The following is a 21,502-nucleotide window of genomic DNA, read 5'->3' as shown; positions in this document are numbered from 1 at the left end:
AGTGAGCCTGCTCGCGATAGCGGTCGATCATCCAACAGATATGTTGCCTTCACACCGCCATCGCGAGCAGGCTCACTCCTACAGTAGACCGTGTCAGGCGTCGTTTTCGTGGGTCAGTTCGAGCACACGGTCGACCAGTTTGTTGATGCCCGAAGCCGCTTCGCTGATGGTCTGCGCCAGCATGTACGCCGGGGTGGTCACCAGTTTGCGCGCCTTGTCTTCGACGATGTCGGTGACGGCGCACTCTTCGTGGGTGGCGCCCATTTTGTTCATTGCCGCAGCGGTGTCGGCGTCGTTGCCGATGGTGCAGGTCACCCCAGGGCCGTAGATTTTTGCTGCCAGCGCCGGGGAGATGCAGATCAGCCCGACCGGTTTGCCCGCTTCGGCAAACGCCTCGGCCAGGGCGAGCACGTCAGGTTGCACGGTGCAACCGGCGCCTTCGATGGCGAAGTTCGACAGGTTTTTCGCCGCACCGAAACCGCCGGGGACAATCAGCGCATCGAAGTCCTCGACATCGGCGTCGCGGATATCCTTGACGTTGCCGCGGGCAATCCGCGCCGACTCCACCAGCACGTTGCGCGATTCCGGCATTTCTTCGCCGGTCAGGTGGTTGATCACATGCAATTGCGCAATGTTCGGCGCAAAGCACTGTACCTGAGCGCCGCGCTGGTCGAGGCGCAACAGGGTGATGACACTTTCCTGGATTTCGGCGCCGTCGTACACGCCGCTGCCGGACAGGATCACTGCAACTTTTTTGCTCATGGGCTTCTCTCCAGATTCATGGCGCTCAATGTCCCTTAAATCGTCACGCGTTGCCATAGGGGCATGGGCGACGCACGCGGGGGCAGAGCGCTCTCTCAATGGATCGCAACGGCGGCGGGGTGTTCATTATTTGCCTTGGCTGCGCGCGGCAGCCACCAGCGCAAGGCTTATTCGGCTGGCGTTTTAGGCTCGGCGGGATGGGTCGCTTCGGCCTGACGCAACTGCTCGGCCGCGGCGGCTTTGGCGATCTGCTCATCCTCATAGATCTTCTTCGCCAACTGCGCATTCTTGAAGCGGCGCCGCAGCCACAGACCCAGGCCGAGGATCAGCAACGCACCGAGCACCCACAGCTCATACTTCTTGATGCTGCCGAGCATGCCTTCCAGTACTGCGCCGAAGTGGTAAGCCGCAGCAGCCAGTGCACTGGCCCAGATCGCCGCGCCGATACCATTGAGCAGCAAGTAGCGTCCCGGCGGATAGCCGGACAGACCGATCGCCACCGGCATCACCGTGCGCAGGCCGTAGACGAAACGGAAGCTCAGGACCCAGATGTCCGGATGCCTGCGGATGTGCTCCAGCGCGCGGTCGCCCATCATCTGCCAGCGCGGTTTGCGCGCGAGCAACTTGCGCCCGTGCTTGCGCCCCAGGAAGTACCACAGCTGATCGCCGGCGTAACTGCCAAAGAACGCCACGACCACCACCAGGTTGATGTCCATGTATCCACGGAACGCGAGGAAGCCTGCGAGCACCAGGATGGTTTCGCCTTCGAAGAACGTGCCGAGAAACAAGGCAAAGTAGCCAAAGTCGTGCAGAAATTGTTGGAGCATTGTCTGGGTGCTGGCGAAATGAACGCGCAGCCTAACCCTTCGGGCACATTCATGAAAGTGTCCAAATGTGTCTCGACGTGAACAATTCCTACACCGAGAATGGAAAGCGGCTACCCGTCACAGGTCTCACACAACTGTCATCTGTTGGTCATAATGGCCGTCTATAACTGTCACGCTCGCCCGTTTGCCCGGGCTCAGGAGTCTGCCGTGAGCTTTACCCCCGCCAATCGTCTGTTTCCCGCCACCCGCCTGCGTCGCAATCGTCGTGATGATTTTTCCCGGCGGCTGGTGCGTGAAAACGTGCTGACGGTCGATGACCTGATCCTGCCGGTATTTGTGCTCGACGGTGAGAATCGCCGCGAAGCCGTAGCCTCGATGCCGGGCGTCGAGCGGCTGACGATTGATCTGCTGCTGGAAGAAGCGGCGAAGTGGGTCGAGCTGGGGATTCCAGCGCTGGCGCTGTTCCCGGTCACTCCGCCCGAACTGAAATCCCTGGATGCCGCCGAAGCGTGGAATCGCGAAGGTATCGCCCAGCGTGCCACTCGCGCTCTGCGCGAGCGCTTCCCTGAACTGGGGGTGATCACCGACGTGGCGCTGGACCCGTTCACCACCCATGGTCAGGACGGCATTCTCGACGAAGACGGCTACGTGCAGAACGACATCACCGTCGATGCGCTGGTACGTCAGGCGCTGTCCCACGCTGAGGCCGGCGCTCAGGTCGTCGCGCCATCGGACATGATGGACGGCCGCATCCAGGCCATTCGTGAAGCGCTGGAAATAGCCGGTCACGTCAACGTGCGCATCATGGCCTACTCGGCCAAATACGCCAGCGCCTACTACGGCCCGTTCCGCGATGCGGTGGGGTCGGCGTCGAATCTCGGCAAGGCCAACAAGGCCTCTTACCAGATGGATCCGGCCAACAGCGACGAAGCGCTGCACGAAGTCGGTGCGGACTTGTCCGAAGGCGCGGACATGGTCATGGTCAAACCGGGCATGCCCTACCTGGACATTCTTTTTCGGGTCAAAGATGCCTTCAAGGTGCCGACCTTCGTCTATCAGGTCAGTGGCGAATACGCCATGCACATGGCCGCTATCCAGAATGGCTGGTTGAGCGAAGCGGTGATCCTCGAGTCACTGACCGCCTTTAAACGTGCCGGTGCAGATGGCATCCTGACTTACTTTGCCGTTCGTGCCGCTCAATTGTTACGAGAGCAGAAATAGCCCTCCCAGGAACATTCCATGAATACCGAAGGACTCACTGAAGTTGCCGTAAAAGAAGCTCAGCCGGTGGTCGAGCAGATCACCGAAACCCCGCCGGAAATGGAACCTGCGCCACCCGCGCCGGTTGCCGAAACTGCCGCGGCGGTGCCGGCGATCGCCATTCCCGGCCTGGATGACAGCAGCCTGTACATCCACCGCGAGCTTTCGCAATTGCAGTTCAATATCCGCGTGCTGGAACAGGCGCTGGACGAGTCCTACCCGTTGCTGGAGCGGCTGAAATTCCTGCTGATCTTCTCCAGCAACCTCGACGAATTCTTCGAAATCCGCGTTGCCGGGCTGAAAAAGCAGATCACCTTCGCCCGTGAACAGGCCGGCGCTGACGGCTTGCAGCCGCATCAGGCGCTGGCGCGGATCAGCGAGCTGGTCCACGGTCACGTCGACCGTCAGTACGCGATCCTCAACGACATCCTCCTGCCCGAGCTGGAAAAGCATCAGGTGCGCTTCATCCGTCGGCGCAACTGGACCACCAAGCTCAAGACCTGGGTACGTCGTTATTTCCGCGACGAAATCGCCCCGATCATCACCCCGATCGGCCTCGACCCGACGCACCCGTTCCCGCTGCTGGTGAACAAGAGCCTGAACTTCATCGTCGAGCTCGAAGGCATCGACGCCTTCGGGCGCGACTCCGGTCTGGCGATCATTCCGGCGCCGCGTCTGCTGCCACGGATCATCAAGGTGCCGGAAGAAGTCGGCGGCGCCGGCGACAACTATGTGTTCCTGTCGTCGATGATCCACGCTCACGCCGATGACCTGTTCCAGGGCATGAAGGTCAAGGGCTGCTACCAGTTCCGCCTGACCCGAAACGCCGACCTGGCCCTCGACTCCGAAGATGTCGAAGACCTGGCCCGCGCCCTGCGTGGCGAGCTGTTCTCGCGGCGCTACGGTGACGCGGTGCGTCTGGAAGTCGCCGACACCTGCCCGAAACACCTCTCGGACTACCTGCTCAAGCAGTTCAACCTGAGCGAGACCGAGCTGTATCAGGTCAACGGCCCGGTCAACCTGACGCGGCTGTTCAGCATCACCGGTCTGGACAGCCATCCGGAGCTGCAATACACGCCGTTCACCCCGCAGATCCCGAAACTGCTGCAGAACAGCGAAAACATTTTCAGCGTGGTCAGCAAGCAGGACATCCTCCTGCTGCATCCGTTCGAGTCGTTCACCCCGGTGGTCGACCTGTTGCGTCAGGCGGCGAAAGACCCGCACGTGCTCGCCGTACGGCAAACGCTGTACCGCTCCGGGGCCAACTCCGAGATCGTCGATGCGCTGGTCGACGCCGCGCGTAACGGCAAGGAAGTCACTGCGGTGATCGAGCTGCGCGCGCGCTTCGACGAAGAGTCCAACCTGCAACTGGCCAGCCGTCTGCAAGCGGCCGGTGCAGTGGTGATCTACGGTGTGGTCGGCTTCAAGACTCACGCCAAGATGATGCTGATCCTGCGCCGCGAGGCTGGCGAGATCGTCCGCTACGCGCACCTCGGCACCGGTAACTATCACGCCGGTAACGCCAAGCTCTATACCGACTACAGCCTGCTGACCTCCGACGACGCCTTGTGCGAAGACGTCGGCAAGCTGTTCAGCCAGTTGATCGGCATGGGCAAGACCCTGCGCATGAAAAAGCTGCTGCACGCGCCGTTCACCCTGAAGAAGGGCATGCTCGACATGATTGCCCGCGAAACCCAGTTCGCCCTCGAAGGCAAACCGGCGCACATCATCGCCAAGTTCAACTCGCTGACCGATCCGAAGATCATCCGTGCGCTGTACAAGGCCAGCCAGTCCGGCGTGCGCATCGATCTGGTGGTGCGCGGCATGTGCTGCCTGCGTCCGGGCATTGCCGGGGTCTCGCACAATATTCATGTGCGCTCGATCATTGGCCGCTTCCTCGAGCACACGCGGGTGTTCTACTTCCTCAACGGCGGCGACGAGCAGATGTTCCTCTCCAGCGCCGACTGGATGGAGCGCAACCTCGACAAGCGTGTCGAGACCTGCTTCCCGGTGGAAGGCAAGAAGCTGCTGACCCGGGTCAAGAAAGAGCTGGAGCTGTACCTGACCGACAACACCCACAGCTGGAGCCTGCAGTCGGACGGCCGCTACATTCGCAACACGCCCACCGGCAACCAGAACCCGCGCAGTGCGCAGGCCACGTTGCTGGAGCGGTTGGGCAGCCCGATATTGCCCGTTAGCAGTTAAGTGCTGGAAGTCAAAAGCCCCTCACCCTAACCCTCTCCCGGAGGGAGAGGGGACTGACCGAGTCGAACTCAGGATTTAAAAAGCCCACAAATCGGCTCCCTCTCCCTCGGGAGAGGGCTGGGGTGAGGGGCAAGGCTCACGCAGTTCCTCAAACCGGACCCAATAAAAAAGGCGATCCCGACGGATCGCCTTTTTTGTGCCTGGAATGCCCTGTAGGAGCTGTCGAGTGCAACGAGGCTGCGATCTTTTGATCTTGATCTTTAACGACAAGATCAAAAGACCGCAGCCTGCGGCAGTTCCTGCAACGCAGATCAGTGCACCGTGAGAACGATGCCCACCCGCGTCAACCAGTCCGCCTCCAGCGCGAAATCCGCCTGGGTCAGCTGGTTCTCCTCCAGCCAGTTCTCGGGAAACTCCACATCCAGGCTGTCACCCTCGGCATGCAGGACCACCTGCGGCATCGCCTGGGTTCCGCGAATGTGATGGAACAGAATCGCAAAACGCAGCAGCACGCACAGGCGAATCAGCTTGATGCCGTCATCGCCGAACTCGGCGAATTTGTCCTTGGGAATGTTGCGGCGGTGGCCGCGTACCAGCAGCGCGAGCATCTGCTGATCCTCGCGGGAGAAGCCGGCCAGGTCAGAGTGCTCGATCAGGTAGGCACCGTGCTTGTGGTAGTGATAGTGAGCGATGTCGAGCCCGACTTCGTGCACTTTCGCCGCCCAGCCGAGCAGTTCGCGCCAGATGCCGTCGTCCAGCTCCCAGTCCACAGCGACCTGATCGAACGCATGCAGGGCTTTGCGCTCGACCCGCGCCGCCTGTTCCAGATCGACGTGATAGCGCTCCATGAGCGAGGTCAGGGTGCGTTCGCGCACATCTTCGTGATGGTGGCGACCGAGCAGGTCGTAGAGCACGCCTTCGCGCAGCGCGCCGTCGCAGTGATCCATGCGTTGCAGTTCGAGGGCATCGAAAATCGCTTCGAGAATCGCCAGACCCGCCGGGAAGATCGCCCGGCGATCAGGCTTGATGCCTTCGAAATCGATCTTGTCGGCGTCGCCCAGTTTGAACAGCTTGCGCTTGAGCCACGCCAGGCCTTCGGCGTTGACCTCACCGCTGCCATGGCCGCCGGCCTTCAGTGCCAGACCGATGGCGCGAATCGTACCGGAGGAGCCGATGGCCTCATCCCAGGTCAGGCGATGCAGAGCGTGTTCGATGCTCATGATTTCCAGCCGCGCCGCCGTATACGCCTGGGCGTAGCGGGCCGGGGTGATCTTGCCGTCCTTGAAGTAGCGCTGGGTGAAACTCACGCAGCCCATCTGCAGGCTTTCGCGCAGCAATGGTTCGAAGCGCTGGCCAATGATGAATTCGGTACTGCCGCCGCCAATGTCGGCGACCAAACGTTTGCCCGGCGTATCGGCGAGCGTGTGCGAGACGCCCAGATAGATCAGGCGCGCTTCTTCACGGCCGGAGATGACTTCGACGGTATGGCCGAGGATTTCCTCGGCGCGGCGGATGAACTCGCCACGGTTGCGCGCTTCGCGCAGGGCGTTGGTGCCGACGATGCGCACGGCGCCCAGGGGCATACCGTTGATCAGTTGGGCAAAGCGCTTGAGGCAATCGAGGCCGCGCTGCATCGATTCTTCATTGAGCTGGCGCGCATCGTCGATGCCGGCGGCCAGTTGGACCTTCTCGCCAAGGCGTTCGAGGATGCGGATTTCGCCGTTCCGGGCCTTGGCCACGACCATGTGAAAGCTGTTGGAGCCCAGGTCGATTGCGGCGATCAGGGACAGATTCTTGGCTTGGGATTGCGGCATGGTCAGGGGGTCTCGGTCGATAACCCCGACATCGTGCCACGATCAAACGCTGACGCCAACGCGCATGGCGCAAAGCCTTGATTCAGCACAGAAAGTCTGGAGATCGCGGCGCGGCCATTCGCGAGCAGGCTCGCTCCCACAGGTGAGCGCATTCCCATGTGGGAGCGAGCCTGCTCGCGAAGAGGGCATCACTGCCTCAGAAAATCTTCAGGCTGTCGCTTCCACGGTGCCAATAAAGTTCGCCAGCTCCGCCGTCTGCGGATTGGCAAACAGCACCTTTGGATCGCCCACCTCATGCACTTTGCCATGGTGCATGAACACCAGTTTGTCGCCGACTTCCCGGGCGAAGCGCATCTCGTGGGTGACCATGATCAGCGTCATGCCTTCCTTGGCCAGTTGCCGCACCACGCTGAGCACTTCATTGACCAGTTCCGGGTCGAGTGCCGAGGTGATTTCGTCGCACAGCAACACCTTCGGCGACATCGCCAAGGCCCGGGCAATCGCCACCCGCTGCTGCTGGCCGCCGGACAGGCGGTCCGGGAAGGCATCGAATTTCTCCCCGAGCCCGACTCGTTCGAGCATTTCCCGCGCCAGTTCGGCTGCCCTGGCCTTGGGCATTTTCTGCACCACTTGCGGCGCGAGCATGACGTTTTCGCCGACGGTCAGGTGCGGGAACAGGTTGAACTGTTGAAAGACCATGCCGACCTTTTGCCGCAGGCTGCGCAGATCGGCACGGGCGGCATCGAGGTACTCGCCGTCGACTTCGATCACGCCATCGTTGATCGACTCCAGGCCATTGAGGGTGCGCAACAGGGTCGACTTGCCCGAGCCGCTGCGGCCGATGATCGCCACCACTTGGCCTTCCTCGACACTGAGGTCGATGCCTTTGAGCACGTGATGATCGCCATAGTATTTATGCAGGGCGGAAATTCTAAGCAGAGGCATGCAGTCTCCTTTCCAGGTAGCGCGCGCTGAGGGACAAGGGGTAGCAGAGCAGGAAGTAGCCGAGGGCGACGAGGCCGTAGACCATGAACGGTTCGAATGTGGCGTTGGCGAGCATGCCGCCGGTCTTGGTCAGTTCGGTGAAACCGATGATCGAGGTCACCGCTGTGCCTTTGACCACTTGCACCGAGAACCCCACGGTCGGCGCCACGGCGATGCGTAGCGCTTGCGGCAGAATCACGTAGCGCAACTGCTCGAGCGGATTGAGCGCCAAGCTCGATGAGGCTTCCCACTGACCGTGGGGAATCGCCTCGACGCAACCGCGCCAGATCTCCGCCAGATAGGCGCTGGTGAACAAGGTCAAAGCGATCGCCGCGGCCATCCACGGCGAAATTTCAATCCCGGCCAACGCCACGCCAAAGAACACCAGAAACAATTGCATCAACAGCGGCGTGCCCTGGAACAGCTCGATCCAGGTGCGGGCGATGCTGCTTGGCAGGGTGTTTTTCGAGATGCGCATGACCAGAATCAGCAGGCCGACCAGGCCGCCGCCAATGAACGCCACCAGCGACAGCGCCAGTGTCCATTGCAGGCCGGTGAGCAGATTGCGCAGGATGTCCCAGAAAGTGAAATCGCTCATTGGCTGCTCCTGGCAATGAAGCGACGGCCGAACCAGTTGAGCAACTGGCGGATCAGCAGCGCCATGCACAGATAGATCAGGGTGGTCAGCGCATAGGTTTCAAAGGCGCGGAAGTTGCGCGACTGAATGAAGTTGGCGGCGAAGCTCAATTCCTCCGTGGCGATCTGCGAGCACACCGCCGAACCGAGCATGACGATGATGATCTGGCTGCTCAGCGCCGGCCAGACCTTGCCCAGCGCCGGCAGCAGGACGACGTGGCGGAACGCTTCGAAGCGAGTCATCGCCAGTGCCGCAGCCGCTTCCAGTTGCCCGCGCGCAATCGCCTGGATGCCGGCGCGAATGATCTCGGTCGAATAGGCGCCAAGGTTGATCACCATCGCCAGCACCGCCGCCTGCCACTCGGAAATCTGCACGCCGAGCGACGGCAGGCCGAAGAAGATGAAGAACAGTTGCACCAGAAACGGCGTGTTGCGGATCAACTCGACGTAGACGCCGAAGATCGCCGAGAACGGGCGGATGTGCCACGCCCGCACCAGCGCGCCGACAATGCCGACGCCAACCCCGAGCAGTGCGCCGATGGCCGTCAGCTCAAGGGTGAACAGCGCGCCGCGCAGCAGCAGGTCGGTGTTTTCCACCACCGGCAGGAAATCGAATTGATAAGCCATGATGGTCTCCCGCGCAGTCGATCAGAGATCGGCCGGCAGCGGCTCTTTCAGCCAGGTCTGCGAGTTCTTTTCCAGCGCGCCGTCAGCTTTGGCGCTGTTGAGGATGTCGTTGACCCGGGCCAGCAGCGCCGCTTCGTTCTTGTTCACGCCGACATAGACCGGCGAATCCTTGAGCTTCACTTTCAGCGCCGGCACGCGCTTGGGGTTCTTCTCGCTGATGGCAACCATCACCACGTTGCCGCTGGCGATCAGATCGACCTGGCCGGCCAGGTAAGCGGCGATGGTCGAGTTGTTGTCTTCGAAACGTTTGATAGTCACGCCTTCGGGGGCGACTTTGCTCAGCTCGATGTCTTCGATGGCGCCCCGGGTGACGCTGATGGTCTTGCCCTTGAGGTCGTCGAGACTGGTGATCGCAGCGTCTGGCGGGCCGAACACAGCGAGGTAGAACGGCGCGTAGGCGCGGGAGAAGTCGATGACCTTCTCGCGCTCGGGGTTTTTGCCGAGGCTGGAAATCACCAGATCGACCTTGCCGGTGGTGAGGAACGGGATGCGGTTGGTGCTGTTGACCGGGGTCAGTTCGAGTTTGACCTTGAGTTGGTCGGCGAGCAGTTTCGCCGTGTCGATGTCCAGGCCGCGCGGCTTCATGTCCGGGCCGACCGAGCCGAATGGCGGAAAGTCCTGGGGCACGGCGACTTTCAGCGTGCCGCGTTTGACCACGTCGTCCAGACCGTCGGCGTGAGCGGGGGCCTGGCACAGCAGCAGGCCGGCAAACAGGGAAGCGAGGAGGGCGCTGTAACGCTGGGTCATGGACAATCTCCGGATCGGCGGGAAGTGGTTGCTGCGATCGGACAGAGCATGGGCCGTGCCAACAGACGGATTTCGCCCCGGCAGGCCGCGGCATCAGCGGCTTGGTTCGGTCTTACTGGTCTGAACAGTCAACTCGGTTTTCGCACTGCGATGGCGCATCGGCAGTGCGCGCCGAACCCCGCTGGGGCACGACTTGCCGGACTCGACGAATAGCTTTACAACTAGCCGCACCTTGGCCCTGACGCGTCCGCACATCATGAATTCGATCTCCCGCGCCGTACCCGAAGTGGCGCTGCAAGCGATCCGCAAACTGATCACCGAACAGGGCTTCGGTGCCGGCGACGCGTTGCCTTCGCAACGGGATCTGGCGCTGCAACTGGGCGTCAGCCGGGCATCGTTGCGTGAAGCGCTGTCGTCGCTCAGTGCCCTGGGCGTGGTCAGCATTCAGCCGGGCAAGGGCGTGTTCGTGCAGTCGCCGGTCGAATTGTCGCGCGGCGAAGCGCCGGGCTGGCCATTCGCGGCGCAAGCCTCGCCGCTGGACATCTTTCAGTTGCGCTACGCGCTGGAGGGCTTTGCCGCCGGGCTCGCCGCGACAACCTTGAGTACGTTTGATCTGGATGCGCTGGAAGACAATGTCGCGGCGATGCGCGAGCAATTGCGCGGCGGCGACTTCGAAGCGGCGGCGAAACTCGACTTCGATTTTCACCGGCGCATCCTCCTGGCCAGCGGCAATCAGGCGATGCTGAGCATTCTCACCGCCAGCGCCGAGATCTTCCTCGAGAGCCAGAAACTGCCGTTCATCCGCGCCGAGCGCGCCATGGAAACCTGGCAGGAACATCGCAAGATCCTCCGTGCCCTGGCGCGCCGCGCGTCGGGGGCGGCGCAGAAAGCCATGCAGGAACACGTGCGCAACGCCGCCCTGCGCACCGGAATCGCCTTCATCGCTCCCGCCACGGCGTGACTTGAGCTATACCCAAACTCATCAGGGGCCATAGCAACACTCAATCATCTGCGGCTTCCGGAACAAGGGAAGGGCGGCTATGATGGGCCACGTTTTTTTGCTTACAACCTGGAGAACTCCATGAGCAGCGATCTGATCAAACACGTTAGCGACGCTAGCTTCGATGCTGACGTAATCGAGGCCGAAGGCGCTGTCCTGGTCGACTACTGGGCTGAATGGTGCGGCCCTTGCAAAATGATCGCACCGGTTCTGGACGAGATTGCCGAGACCTACAAAGGCAAGCTGACCGTCGCCAAACTGAACATCGACGAAAACCAGGAAACCCCGGCCAAGTATGGCGTGCGTGGTATCCCGACGCTGATGCTGTTCAAGAACGGCAACGTTGAAGCGACCAAGGTCGGCGCACTGTCGAAGTCGCAACTGGCGGCTTTCCTCGACGCCAACATCTGAGCGTCGCAGTAAAACGCTGAAAAAAAGCCCCGCACTTCGCGGGGCTTTTTGCGTATTCAGGGCTGGACGCTCCGAAACTCAGGTGGTACATTCGGCCCCGCACTGGTTTCTCCAATGCCCCCTGCTAGCCGTCGCCGACGCACTCCTTTTCGAATTAGTTCGCGATCCTGTCGCCTTCTCCGCGGCGCGGCCTCATTAAGCCAAAAGCTTAATTTCCCCCCTCCATAAATGATTACGTCATTCCTATATGAATCTGACTGAACTCAAGCAAAAGCCGATTACCGAACTGCTCGAATTGGCCGAACAGATGGGCATAGAAAATATGGCCCGTTCGCGCAAGCAGGACGTGATTTTCTCCCTGCTGAAAAAGCACGCGAAAAGCGGCGAGGAAATCTCCGGTGATGGCGTGCTGGAGATTCTCCAGGACGGCTTCGGCTTCCTGCGCTCCGCAGACGCTTCCTACCTCGCCGGCCCTGACGACATCTACGTCTCGCCGAGCCAGATCCGCCGCTTCAACTTGCGCACCGGTGACACCATCGTTGGCAAGATCCGCCCTCCGAAGGAAGGCGAGCGGTATTTCGCCCTGCTCAAGGTCGACACGATCAACTTCGATCGTCCGGAGAACGCGAAAAACAAGATTCTCTTCGAGAACCTGACCCCGCTGTTCCCGACCGTGCGCATGAAGATGGAAGCCGGCAACGGTTCCACCGAAGACCTGACCGGCCGCGTGATCGACCTGTGTGCGCCGATCGGCAAAGGCCAGCGTGGTCTGATCGTTGCGCCGCCGAAGGCCGGTAAAACGATCATGCTGCAGAACATCGCAGCGAACATCGCCCGCAACAACCCTGAAGTTCACCTGATCGTGCTGTTGATCGACGAGCGTCCGGAAGAAGTGACCGAAATGCAGCGCACCGTGCGCGGCGAAGTGGTTGCCTCGACTTTCGACGAGCCGCCGACCCGTCACGTCCAGGTAGCTGAAATGGTGATCGAGAAGGCCAAGCGCCTGGTCGAACACAAGAAAGACGTGGTGATCCTGCTCGACTCCATCACCCGTCTGGCCCGTGCCTACAACACCGTGATCCCGAGCTCCGGCAAGGTCCTGACCGGTGGTGTCGATGCCCACGCCCTGGAGAAGCCGAAACGTTTCTTCGGTGCCGCGCGTAACATCGAAGAAGGCGGCTCGCTGACCATTATCGCCACCGCGCTGGTTGAAACCGGCTCGAAGATGGACGAAGTGATCTACGAAGAGTTCAAGGGTACCGGCAACATGGAACTGCCTCTGGATCGCAAGATTGCCGAGAAGCGTGTGTTCCCGGCCATCAACATCAACCGTTCCGGCACCCGCCGCGAAGAGTTGCTGACTGCCGACGACGAACTGCAGCGCATGTGGATTCTGCGCAAGCTGCTGCACCCGATGGACGAAGTTGCCGCCATCGAGTTCCTGGTCGACAAGCTGAAGACGACCAAGACCAACGACGAGTTCTTCTTGTCGATGAAGCGCAAGTAATATTCTGCGCTGTTGAAAAAGGCGTCCCGCGAGGGGCGCTTTTTTTTGCCCGCGATTATTTGTATCTGGATTGAAGTTTGCGCGGCTGCTAACGTCGCGACTTCAAGGGATTCTGTATCCAGAACAGGTAAGGTTTTTCATGCACACGTTTGGCAATCGCCGTGATATCGACGGTTTACGCGCGCTCGCGGTTCTTCCCGTCGTGCTGTTTCATTTCGGATTCAATACGTTCAGCGGCGGCTTTGTCGGCGTGGATGTTTTCTTCGTCATCTCCGGGTTTCTGATCACCTCGATCCTGTTTCGCGAAATCAGCGCCCAGCGCTTCAGCTTTCTCGACTTCTGGGGCCGTCGCGCTCGACGCATTCTGCCGGCGCTGACGCTGGTCGTAGTGGTGACTCTGGCGCTGGGCTGGTTGCTGCTGACCGCCAAGGATCTGTCCGATCTGGGACGAACGATCCGCTATCAGTCGCTGTTCATTTCCAACATCCTGTTCATGCGCGAGGACGGCTACTTCGCCCCGGCCTCCGATCTCAAACCCTTGCTGCATACCTGGTCGCTGGCCGTGGAGGAGCAGTACTACATCTTCTTCCCGCTGATGATGGTGCTGCTGATGCGCTATGTCCGGCATTGGCGCTGGATGCTGTTCGCCGTGCTGCTGGTGTCGTTCGGGCTGAACATCGTCTACATCGAGCGTCGCCCGGAATTCGCCTTCTTCTCCCTGCCGACCCGCGCCTGGGAATTGCTCTGCGGCGCCATGCTCGCAGTGTTGCCGGCAGCAAAACATGCGCCGCGGCTTTGGTTTCGGCAGACCGTCGGCCTGGCCGGACTGGCGGCGGTGCTATTGGCAATCTTCACATTCGACAAAACCACCGTGTTCCCGGGCTGGGCAGCGTTGCTGCCGGTGCTCGGTACCAGCGCATTGATCTGGTCGGGCGCTCGCGGCCCGACCCTGGCCGGCCAGGTGTTGAGCCTGCGGCCAATGGTGTGGATCGGTCTGTTGTCCTACTCGCTATACCTGTGGCACTGGCCGATCTACGTGTATGCCAATGCCATCTCGATCGACGGCATCCAGCCGCTTGAAGCGCTTGGCTGGATCGCGCTGGCGGTCGCACTGGCCTGGCTGAGTCTGCGCTTTGTCGAGCTGCCGTTTCGCGAAAAACGCGTGTTCGCCAGCCGAAACTCGGTGTTGGTCGGTGGCCTGGTGTCGATTGCCGTCCTGGCGGTGGTCGGTTCGGCCATCCGTTCGGCGGACGGCGTGCCCGAGCGCCTGAGCGGCAAAGCGCTGGAATATGCCCAGTCCCAGGAGTGGAACGCCGGGCAGATGCAATGCATGCACATGAGCAAGGACAAAACCCTGGACAAGGCGTGTCGCGTGGGCGGCGATCAGAAAATTGCGCCGACGAAAATGTTCTGGGGTGACAGCCACACCGCAGCGCTGCTGCCCGCCATCGAAGGCAATAGCCAGCGTGACGGTCAGCCGGTCTGGCTGTACAGCCTCACCGGATGCCCACCGATCATCGACGACGCCCTGCGCGCGCAGTGCAAGCAGTTCAACCAGCGCAATATGCAGCTGGTCCGCGAGCTGGGTATCAAGGACGTGGTGCTGGCGGCGAACTGGAGTCTGTATGTCTACGGCCGTGAGGACGGTGACGGCGACAAGCAGTTCCTCCTCGACCCTTCGCGCAATGTCGCGCAATCGGAAAAGCGCATGGCAGCGGCAATCAAGGCTCAGGTCAGCGAATTGCGTGAGGCGGGCGTGCAGGTCTGGTTGTTCAAGGAGGTGCCGCTGCAGCACAAGAGTTACATCAGCCGCTTGACCAGTCTGGCGCGTATTGGCCGCTCGGCCGAAGGATTGGGCCGCCCGCTCGCCGAGCATCTGGCTCGCCAGCAGTTTTTCACCGAGCTGTTCGGCTCGATGAATGCCGCGGATGCCGGGGTGCACGTCATCGATCCGACGCCGTTGATGTGCAAGGACGGCTTGTGCATGATCGATGTCGACGGCCATTCGCAGTACAAGGATGCCGACCATCTTTCCGACGCCGGCAGCGCCAGACTCAGCCCGTTGTTTGCGCCGATGCTGCTGGGTGCTAGCCACAATTGAGCGATGCCGGGCACTGACGGGCTGCTGTTTGCCCGTCAGAGCAGGTAGGATGTACGCCTATTTTGAGGGTGCCATCGTCAATGAAATTCAAGGATCTTCGGGATTTCGTGCAGCAGCTTGAGCAGCGCGGAGAGTTGAAACGCATCCAGATTCCCGTCTCGCCGGTGCTGGAGATGACTGAGGTGTGCGACCGCACGTTGCGGGCCAAAGGCCCGGCGCTGCTGTTCGAAAAACCCACCGGTTACGACATCCCGGTGCTCGGCAACCTGTTCGGCACCCCCGAGCGCGTGGCCATGGGCATGGGCGCCGAGTCGGTCAGCGAACTGCGCGAAATCGGCAAGCTGCTGGCCTTCCTCAAGGAACCGGAGCCGCCGAAGGGCTTGAAGGACGCATGGTCGAAACTGCCGATCTTCCGCAAGATCATTTCCATGGCGCCGAAAGTCGTCAAAGACGCGGTGTGTCAGGAAGTGGTCATCGAAGGCGACGACGTCGATCTGGCAATGCTGCCGGTGCAGACCTGCTGGCCCGGCGACGTTGGCCCGCTGATCACCTGGGGCCTGACGGTCACCAAAGGCCCGAACAAGGAACGTCAGAACCTCGGCATCTACCGTCAGCAAGTGATCGGTCGCAACAAGGTGATCATGCGCTGGCTCAGCCATCGTGGCGGTGCTCTCGACTTCCGCGAGTGGTGCGAGAAGCATCCGGGGCAGCCGTTCCCGGTGTCGGTGGCCCTTGGCGCTGATCCGGCGACTATCCTTGGCGCTGTAACCCCGGTGCCGGACAGCCTTTCCGAATACGCTTTCGCCGGTCTCTTGCGCGGTAACCGCACCGAGCTGGTCAAGTGCCGTGGCAACGACCTGCAAGTGCCGGCCACCGCCGAAATCATCCTTGAAGGCGTGATTCATCCGGGCGAAATGGCCGACGAAGGCCCGTATGGCGACCACACCGGTTACTACAACGAAGTCGACAGCTTCCCGGTGTTCACCGTCGAGCGCATCACCCACCGGATCAAACCGATCTATCACAGCACTTACACCGGCCGTCCGCCGGATGAGCCGGCGATTCTCGGCGTGGCGCTGAACGAAGTGTTCGTGCCGATCCTGCAGAAGCAATTCCCGGAGATCACCGACTTCTACCTGCCGCCGGAAGGCTGCTCGTACCGCATGGCCGTGGTGACGATGAAGAAGTCGTATCCGGGGCATGCCAAGCGCGTGATGCTCGGCGTCTGGTCGTTTTTGCGACAGTTCATGTACACCAAGTTCGTTATCGTCACTGACGACGATATCAACGCCCGCGACTGGAACGACGTGATCTGGGCCATCACCACGCGCATGGACCCCAAGCGCGATACGGTGATGATCGATAACACGCCGATCGACTACCTCGACTTCGCCTCGCCGATTTCCGGCCTGGGCTCGAAAATGGGCCTGGATGCCACCCACAAGTGGCCGGGCGAAACCACCCGCGAGTGGGGCCGCGTGATCGTCAAGGACGACGCCGTCACCCAACGGATCGATGCCATCTGGAATCAGTTAGGAATAGATTGATGCGTGTAACCCTGCAGCCTTCCGGAGCGGTCCTCGAGATACAACCCGGTGAGCGGATTCTCGACGGCGCGCGGCGCCTGGGCTATGACTGCCCGCAAAGCTGCCGCAACGGCAATTGCCACGTGTGTGCAGCGCTGCTGGTCGAAGGCCGCGTCGAGCAGGCCGGCAAAGTCCACGACCACGGCGAGTTCTACACCTGCATCGCCGAACCGCTGGAAGACTGCGTGCTGTTGTGGGATGGCGTGCTCGCATTGGGTGAGTTGCCGGTGCGCAGCCTGTCATGTCAGGTCATCGAGTGCCGCGAGGTGGGCGGCGATACCTGGCGCGTGCGTCTGCGTGCACCGGCGGGCAAGCCACCGCGTTATCACGCCGGGCAGTATTTGATGATCGAGCGTGAGAGCGGCGAGAAATCGGCGTTCTCCATGGCTTCGGCACCCCACGGCGGGCGTTATCTGGAAATCCACGTGCTGGCGCGCGAAGCCAGTGCGCTGAGCCTGATCGAACAGCTGCAACGCAACCCGATGGTGCGTGTCGAGCTGCCGTTTGGCGACACACACCTTGCGGAGCTGCCCGAAGGCCCGCTGGTGCTGATTGCCGCTGGCACCGGCATGGGCCAGATTCACGCGTTGATCGAGCATTGCCGCGCCGAAGGTTTCAAGCATCCGGTGCATCTGTACTGGGGCGTGCGCCGTCCGGAAGATTTCTATCAGATCGAGCACTGGGACGAGTGGCTGAAACTGCCCAACCTGTTTCTGCACAAGGTCGTCAGCGACCAGTGCGGCTGGGAAGGGCGCTGCGGTATGTTGCACGAGGCGGTTTGCGAAGATTTCCCTGACCTGAAACCGCTGCACGTCTATGCCAGCGGTTCGCCGGCGATGGTCTACGGCACGCTGGACGCGCTGGTCGAGGCGGGAATGGATGCGCATCAGATGCGCGCCGACGTGTTCGCCTACGCCCCGCGCGGCTGATACTTATAACTGGGTATATAGCCGATCGGTATTTATGTAATTGCACAAATACCGCTAGGTTATATATCAATCAGGTAATTAATCACCGCCAGTGTCATGGCACTTAATTTGCCTCGAAACATATGTGCCTTATTGTTACAGCGGTGCGTTCTATTAAGTAATTCTTCACCCGCGGGGAGCTGAACGCTATTCGCCATGAGCGCCATTGAAAACGCAATTCTGAATCTGGCTTACCCTCCGCGGCTCGATCTTGGGCCGCAGCTGACGCACGAACAACTTCTCGCTTCCATGCAATCGACCATGGCGCGCCACAAGGGCGGGCCGGTGTGGCTGTTCGCCTATGGCTCGCTGATCTGGCGTCCGGAATGCACGGCTGTTGAGCGTATGCGCGGTCGCGTGCATGGTTACCATCGCGGCTTGTACCTGTGGTCGCATGAGCACCGTGGTACGCCGGAGATGCCCGGTCTGGTGTTCGGTCTGGATCGTGGCGGTTCTTGCAGCGGTTTTGCCTACCGCTTGCCGGAAGACAATCTCGATACCGCGCTGTACGCGCTGTGGAAACGCGAGATGCCGTTTCCCTCGTATCGTCCGCACTGGCTCAATTGCCGGCTCGAAGATGGCACTCAGGTGCAGGCCTTGGGATTCGTGCTGGAGCGTCACCTGCCGAGCTATGCCGGCAACTTGCCGGATCATGTGCTCAGCCAGGTGTTCGCCAGCGCCAGCGGGCGTTACGGCACCACTCGCGATTATGTCGAGCAGACCGTGCACGCCCTGCGCAGCCACGCCATGCCAGACCGCAATCTGGAGGCGCGGCTCAAGCGCTGTAAATCACACAGCGATCAGGCGACCGCTTCGCGGCTCTGACTGGCGACCTGCTTGTGCCATAGCGTTGGCGCGAGGAAGGCCATCGCCAGCAGGCAAGCGCCGACCAGCAGGACGAAACCGCCGTCCCAGCCGAAATGGTCAACGGTGTAGCCCATCGCCGCGCTGGCCGCGACCGAACCACCCAGATAACCGAACAGACCGGTGAATCCCGCTGCGGTGCCGGCGGCTTTCTTCGGCGCCAGTTCCAGTGCCTGCAGGCCGATCAGCATGACCGGGCCGTAGATCAGGAAGCCGATCGACAACAGGGCGATCATGTCGACCATCGGGTTGCCGGCCGGATTCAGCCAGTACACCAGCGTCGCCACAGTCACCAGCGCCATGAACACCATGCCGGTCAGGCCACGGTTGCCACGGAAGATCTTGTCCGACATCCAGCCGCACAGCAGCGTCCCCGGAATGCCCGCCCACTCGTAGAAGAAGTAGGCCCACGAGGTTTTATCCACCGTGAAACCCTTGGCTTCCTTCAGGTAGGTCGGCGCCCAGTCCAGCACGCCGTAGCGCAGCAGGTAGACGAAAACGTTGGCCATGGCGATGTACCAGAGCATTTTGTTGCGCAGCACGTATTTGACGAAGATTTCCTTGGCGCTGAATTCGTCCTCGTGGCTGGCGTCGTAGCCTTCCGGATAATCGTTCTTGTACTGCTCGATCGGCGGCAGGCCGACCGATTGCGGGGTGTCGCGCATGGTGATGAACGCAAACACCGCAACGCCCAGCGCGACCGCTGCCGGGACGTAGAACGCCGCGTGCCAGTCGTTGAACAGGCCCATACCGATCAGGAACAGCGGGCCGATCAGACCGCCGCCGACGTTATGCGCCACGTTCCACACCGACACCACGCCGCCGCGTTCCTTCTGCGACCACCAGTGCACCATGGTCCGTCCGCTCGGCGGCCAGCCCATGCCCTGCGCCCAGCCGTTGATGAACAGGAGGACGAACATCATCGTCACGCTGGATGTTGCCCACGGCGCGAAACCGAAAATGAACATCACCCCGGCCGAGACCAGCAGACCGAACGGCAGGAAGAAACGCGGGTTGGAACGGTCGGACACCAGGCCCATGAGGAACTTCGACAGACCGTAGGCAATGGCGATCGCCGACATCGCCAGGCCGAGGTCGCCACGGCTGTAGCCTTCGTCGATCAGGTACGGCATGGCCAGGGAGAAGTTCTTGCGCAGCAGGTAGTAACCGGCGTAGCCGATAAAGATACCGGCGAAGATCTGCCAGCGCAGGCGTCGGTAGGTGCTGTCTATTTTTTCTTCAGGCAAAGGAGCCTGATGTGCGGCAGGACGAAAGAAAGCAAACATTCAAGAGCTCCAGTTTTCTTGTTTTGACTGCGGATGCGAATGTTACAGTTTCGTTACCGAAAATAGCATTGCTTCACGTCGGCAAAACAGCGGAAATTTGCGCTGTTGAGCGTTCCTTTATGAACATGTCGCTCTGAGATAACTATGCGGCGCAGAGGGAATGGTGGCTCGGGTGGCTTTCTGCGGCTTAACGTATTTAAGAGACGGATCTCAATATTGAAGCGATCCGGGTTGCGGGCCCGGATCGCGCCGCAGTCTTAACGAACCTGAACGACAACCTTGCCCACAGCCTTGCGCTGGCCAAGATCATCGATCGCTTGCGCGGCATTGCTCAGCGGATACACCTGCGACACCAGCGGTTTGAGTTTGCCCTCGGCAAACCAGCCGAACAGTTGGGCAAAGTTCGCTGCATTGTCCTGGGGCTGGCGCTGGGCGAACGAGCCCCAGAATACGCCGAGCACCGCCGCACCTTTGAGCAGGGCCAGGTTCACCGGCAGTTCCGGGATGCGTCCGCTGGCGAAGCCGACGACCAGCAGGCGGCCGTTCCAGGCGATGGCGCGGATGGCCTGGTCGAACAGGTCGCCGCCGACCGGGTCGTAAATCACGTCGGCGCCCTGGCCGTCGGTGAGGCGTTTGATTTCGTCCTTCAGATTGCTTTCGCTGTAGTTGATCAACTCGTCAGCCCCTGCAGCCTTGGCCACCGCGAGTTTCTCGGCGCTGCTGGCGGCGGCGATCACCCGGGCGCCCATGGCTTTGCCGATCTCCACCGCGGCGAGGCCCACACCACCGGATGCCCCGAGGACCAGCAGGGTTTCGCCCGCTTGCAGGTTGGCGCGCTGCCTGAGCGCGTGCATGGAGGTGCCGTAGGTCATGCTGAACGCAGCGGCAATGTTGAAGTCCATCGACGGCGGAATCGGCAGGACGTTGTAGCCCGGCACCGCAACCTGCTCGGCAAAACTGCCCCAGCCGGTCAGCGCCATGACCCGGTCGCCGACTTTCAGGTGACTGACCTTTTCCCCGACTTCGCGCACCACCCCGGCCGCTTCACCGCCCGGCGAGAACGGGAAGGGCGGTTTGAACTGGTATTTGCCCTCGATGATCAGCGTGTCCGGGAAATTGACCCCGGCGGCGTGCACGTCCAGCAGGATTTCGTTCTTCTTGGCGACAGGACTGGCGACGTCTTCCAGCACCAGCGATTCGGCAGGGCCGAAGGCTTTGCACAGCACGGCTTTCATCAGGGCTATTCCTTTGGGAGTGATGGCCGATAAGTGTAGGTGTGTGAATCAACGGGTCAACGAGCATGCCCGACCCTGATAGTCAGCCATAAGCTTGTGCTGGCGCGGCGGGTCGCTATGCTAGGCCGCAAACCGGATAAGGAGCGAATTGTGAAAGCGTGGATCATGTTGTTGCTGGCCCTGTCTCTGCCTGTGGCAGCACTGGCCGAAGAAGCCAAAGAAGGCGAGGCGCCGAAGGTCAATTACATCACCCTGAGCCCGCCGTTCGTCGGCAATTACGGCCTCGATGGCACCGCCAAGCTCAAGGTCTACAAGGCCGACGTGGCCCTGCGCGTCACTGGCGAAGAGGCAACCAAACTGGTCAAGGCCAACGAGCCGCTGATCCGCAATCAACTGGTGGCGCTGTTCACTCAGCAGACCACCGAGGCGATGGGCAGCATCGAGGGCAAGGAAAAGCTGCGTCAGGAAGCGTTGAAGCAGACCCAGCAGGTCATGAATGACGAGACCGGCAAGCCAGTGGTTGAGGATCTGTTGTTCAACAACCTGATCATCCAGTAAGACATAAAATCAAAAGATCGCAGCCTTCGGCAGCTCCTACATTTGGAACGCAAGCCTCCTGTCA

At 61.1% G+C, this 21,502-nt stretch carries 19 protein-coding genes; 10 read left to right on the top strand and 9 right to left on the bottom strand.

What is annotated here, in order from left to right:
* Window positions 1-93: 93 nt before the first annotated feature.
* Together elbB and DCO47_RS17520 are read right to left on the bottom strand one after the other, a co-directional pair.
* Window positions 94-762, bottom strand: a complete 669-nt coding sequence (elbB, locus tag DCO47_RS17525) for an isoprenoid biosynthesis glyoxalase ElbB (RefSeq protein ID WP_116658555.1) — start codon at window positions 760-762, stop codon at window positions 94-96.
* 167 nt (window positions 763-929) lie between these two features.
* Complete coding sequence (locus DCO47_RS17520; protein WP_042607093.1) at window positions 930-1,589, bottom strand: DedA family protein; 660 nt, start codon at window positions 1,587-1,589, stop codon at window positions 930-932.
* A 207-nt stretch (window positions 1,590-1,796) separates the two neighbouring features.
* Between DCO47_RS17520 and hemB the strand changes: the two genes are divergently transcribed.
* Window positions 1,797-2,810 carry a porphobilinogen synthase gene (gene hemB, locus DCO47_RS17515; protein ID WP_042607092.1) on the top strand — a complete coding sequence of 338 codons (1,014 nt, stop codon included), beginning with the start codon at window positions 1,797-1,799 and terminating at the stop codon, window positions 2,808-2,810.
* An 18-nt stretch (window positions 2,811-2,828) separates the two neighbouring features.
* Window positions 2,829-5,054 (top strand): polyphosphate kinase 1, encoded by a 2,226-nt coding sequence (gene ppk1 / locus DCO47_RS17510; RefSeq protein WP_042607091.1) that lies wholly within the window; start codon window positions 2,829-2,831, stop codon window positions 5,052-5,054.
* A gap of 311 nt (window positions 5,055-5,365) precedes the next feature.
* On the opposite strand, the gene ppx is transcribed toward ppk1, so the two are convergent.
* The 5 genes from ppx to DCO47_RS17485 all read right to left on the bottom strand — a co-directional run bounded on the left by ppx (window position 5,366) and on the right by DCO47_RS17485 (window position 9,922).
* Window positions 5,366-6,868: an exopolyphosphatase gene (ppx, locus tag DCO47_RS17505; RefSeq protein ID WP_042607090.1), complete on the bottom strand. Its 1,503-nt coding sequence runs from the start codon at window positions 6,866-6,868 to the stop codon at window positions 5,366-5,368.
* Window positions 6,869-7,075: 207 nt separating this feature from the next.
* The gene (locus tag DCO47_RS17500) at window positions 7,076-7,813 is read right to left on the bottom strand and encodes an amino acid ABC transporter ATP-binding protein (protein ID WP_116658554.1); all 738 of its coding nucleotides are present in this window, start codon (window positions 7,811-7,813) and stop codon (window positions 7,076-7,078) included.
* The gene (locus DCO47_RS17495) at window positions 7,800-8,450 is read right to left on the bottom strand and encodes an amino acid ABC transporter permease (RefSeq protein ID WP_016772621.1); all 651 of its coding nucleotides are present in this window, start codon (window positions 8,448-8,450) and stop codon (window positions 7,800-7,802) included. The genes DCO47_RS17500 and DCO47_RS17495 overlap by 14 nt, the downstream gene beginning before the upstream one ends.
* The gene (locus DCO47_RS17490) at window positions 8,447-9,115 is read right to left on the bottom strand and encodes an amino acid ABC transporter permease (protein WP_064364677.1); all 669 of its coding nucleotides are present in this window, start codon (window positions 9,113-9,115) and stop codon (window positions 8,447-8,449) included. The genes DCO47_RS17495 and DCO47_RS17490 overlap by 4 nt, the downstream gene beginning before the upstream one ends.
* A gap of 21 nt (window positions 9,116-9,136) precedes the next feature.
* Window positions 9,137-9,922, bottom strand: coding sequence for a transporter substrate-binding domain-containing protein (locus DCO47_RS17485; RefSeq protein WP_042607087.1), 786 nt, complete (start codon window positions 9,920-9,922; stop codon window positions 9,137-9,139).
* Window positions 9,923-10,178: 256 nt separating this feature from the next.
* On the opposite strand from DCO47_RS17485, the gene DCO47_RS17480 reads away from it, so the two are divergent.
* The 7 genes from DCO47_RS17480 (at window position 10,179) to DCO47_RS17450 (ending at window position 18,320) form a co-directional block, all read left to right on the top strand.
* Complete coding sequence (locus DCO47_RS17480; RefSeq protein ID WP_042607141.1) at window positions 10,179-10,883, top strand: FadR/GntR family transcriptional regulator; 705 nt, start codon at window positions 10,179-10,181, stop codon at window positions 10,881-10,883.
* Window positions 10,884-11,003: 120 nt separating this feature from the next.
* Window positions 11,004-11,333, top strand: coding sequence for a thioredoxin TrxA (trxA, locus tag DCO47_RS17475; protein WP_065616337.1), 330 nt, complete (start codon window positions 11,004-11,006; stop codon window positions 11,331-11,333).
* Between the two features lie 247 nt (window positions 11,334-11,580).
* Entirely contained in the window at window positions 11,581-12,840 is a 1,260-nt protein-coding gene (rho, locus tag DCO47_RS17470) for a transcription termination factor Rho (RefSeq protein ID WP_003229334.1), read from the top strand.
* A gap of 139 nt (window positions 12,841-12,979) precedes the next feature.
* On the top strand, window positions 12,980-14,941 hold the full coding sequence (locus DCO47_RS17465) for an acyltransferase family protein (protein WP_064364679.1): 1,962 nt from the start codon (window positions 12,980-12,982) through the stop codon (window positions 14,939-14,941).
* An 80-nt stretch (window positions 14,942-15,021) separates the two neighbouring features.
* Window positions 15,022-16,488: a 4-hydroxy-3-polyprenylbenzoate decarboxylase gene (gene ubiD / locus DCO47_RS17460; protein WP_039757427.1), complete on the top strand. Its 1,467-nt coding sequence runs from the start codon at window positions 15,022-15,024 to the stop codon at window positions 16,486-16,488.
* Window positions 16,488-17,456 (top strand): CDP-6-deoxy-delta-3,4-glucoseen reductase, encoded by a 969-nt coding sequence (locus DCO47_RS17455; protein WP_116658553.1) that lies wholly within the window; start codon window positions 16,488-16,490, stop codon window positions 17,454-17,456. The genes ubiD and DCO47_RS17455 overlap by 1 nt, the downstream gene beginning before the upstream one ends.
* A 195-nt stretch (window positions 17,457-17,651) precedes the next feature.
* A complete protein-coding gene (locus tag DCO47_RS17450; protein ID WP_042607082.1) occupies window positions 17,652-18,320 on the top strand; it encodes a gamma-glutamylcyclotransferase in 669 nt (222 codons plus the stop codon).
* Here DCO47_RS17450 and glpT read toward each other — a convergent pair.
* Both glpT and DCO47_RS17440 read right to left on the bottom strand, forming a co-directional pair.
* Window positions 18,296-19,645 (bottom strand): glycerol-3-phosphate transporter, encoded by a 1,350-nt coding sequence (glpT, locus tag DCO47_RS17445; RefSeq protein WP_116658552.1) that lies wholly within the window; start codon window positions 19,643-19,645, stop codon window positions 18,296-18,298. The two genes, DCO47_RS17450 and glpT, sit on opposite strands and share 25 nt — an antisense overlap.
* A 257-nt stretch (window positions 19,646-19,902) precedes the next feature.
* Window positions 19,903-20,880: an NADPH:quinone oxidoreductase family protein gene (locus DCO47_RS17440; protein ID WP_042607081.1), complete on the bottom strand. Its 978-nt coding sequence runs from the start codon at window positions 20,878-20,880 to the stop codon at window positions 19,903-19,905.
* Between the two features lie 150 nt (window positions 20,881-21,030).
* Here DCO47_RS17440 and DCO47_RS17435 point away from each other — a divergent pair, with 150 nt between their 5' ends.
* Entirely contained in the window at window positions 21,031-21,438 is a 408-nt protein-coding gene (locus DCO47_RS17435) for a flagellar basal body-associated protein FliL (RefSeq protein WP_039757432.1), read from the top strand.
* Window positions 21,439-21,502 lie beyond the last annotated feature (64 nt).

The sequence above is a fragment of the Pseudomonas sp. NDM genome, assembly GCF_003105095.1.
GTDB classification, from domain to species: Bacteria; Pseudomonadota; Gammaproteobacteria; order Pseudomonadales; family Pseudomonadaceae; genus Aquipseudomonas; species Aquipseudomonas moraviensis_A.
Note: the sequence above shows the minus strand (reverse complement) of the source record. Positions and strands in the feature narration are given on the sequence as shown.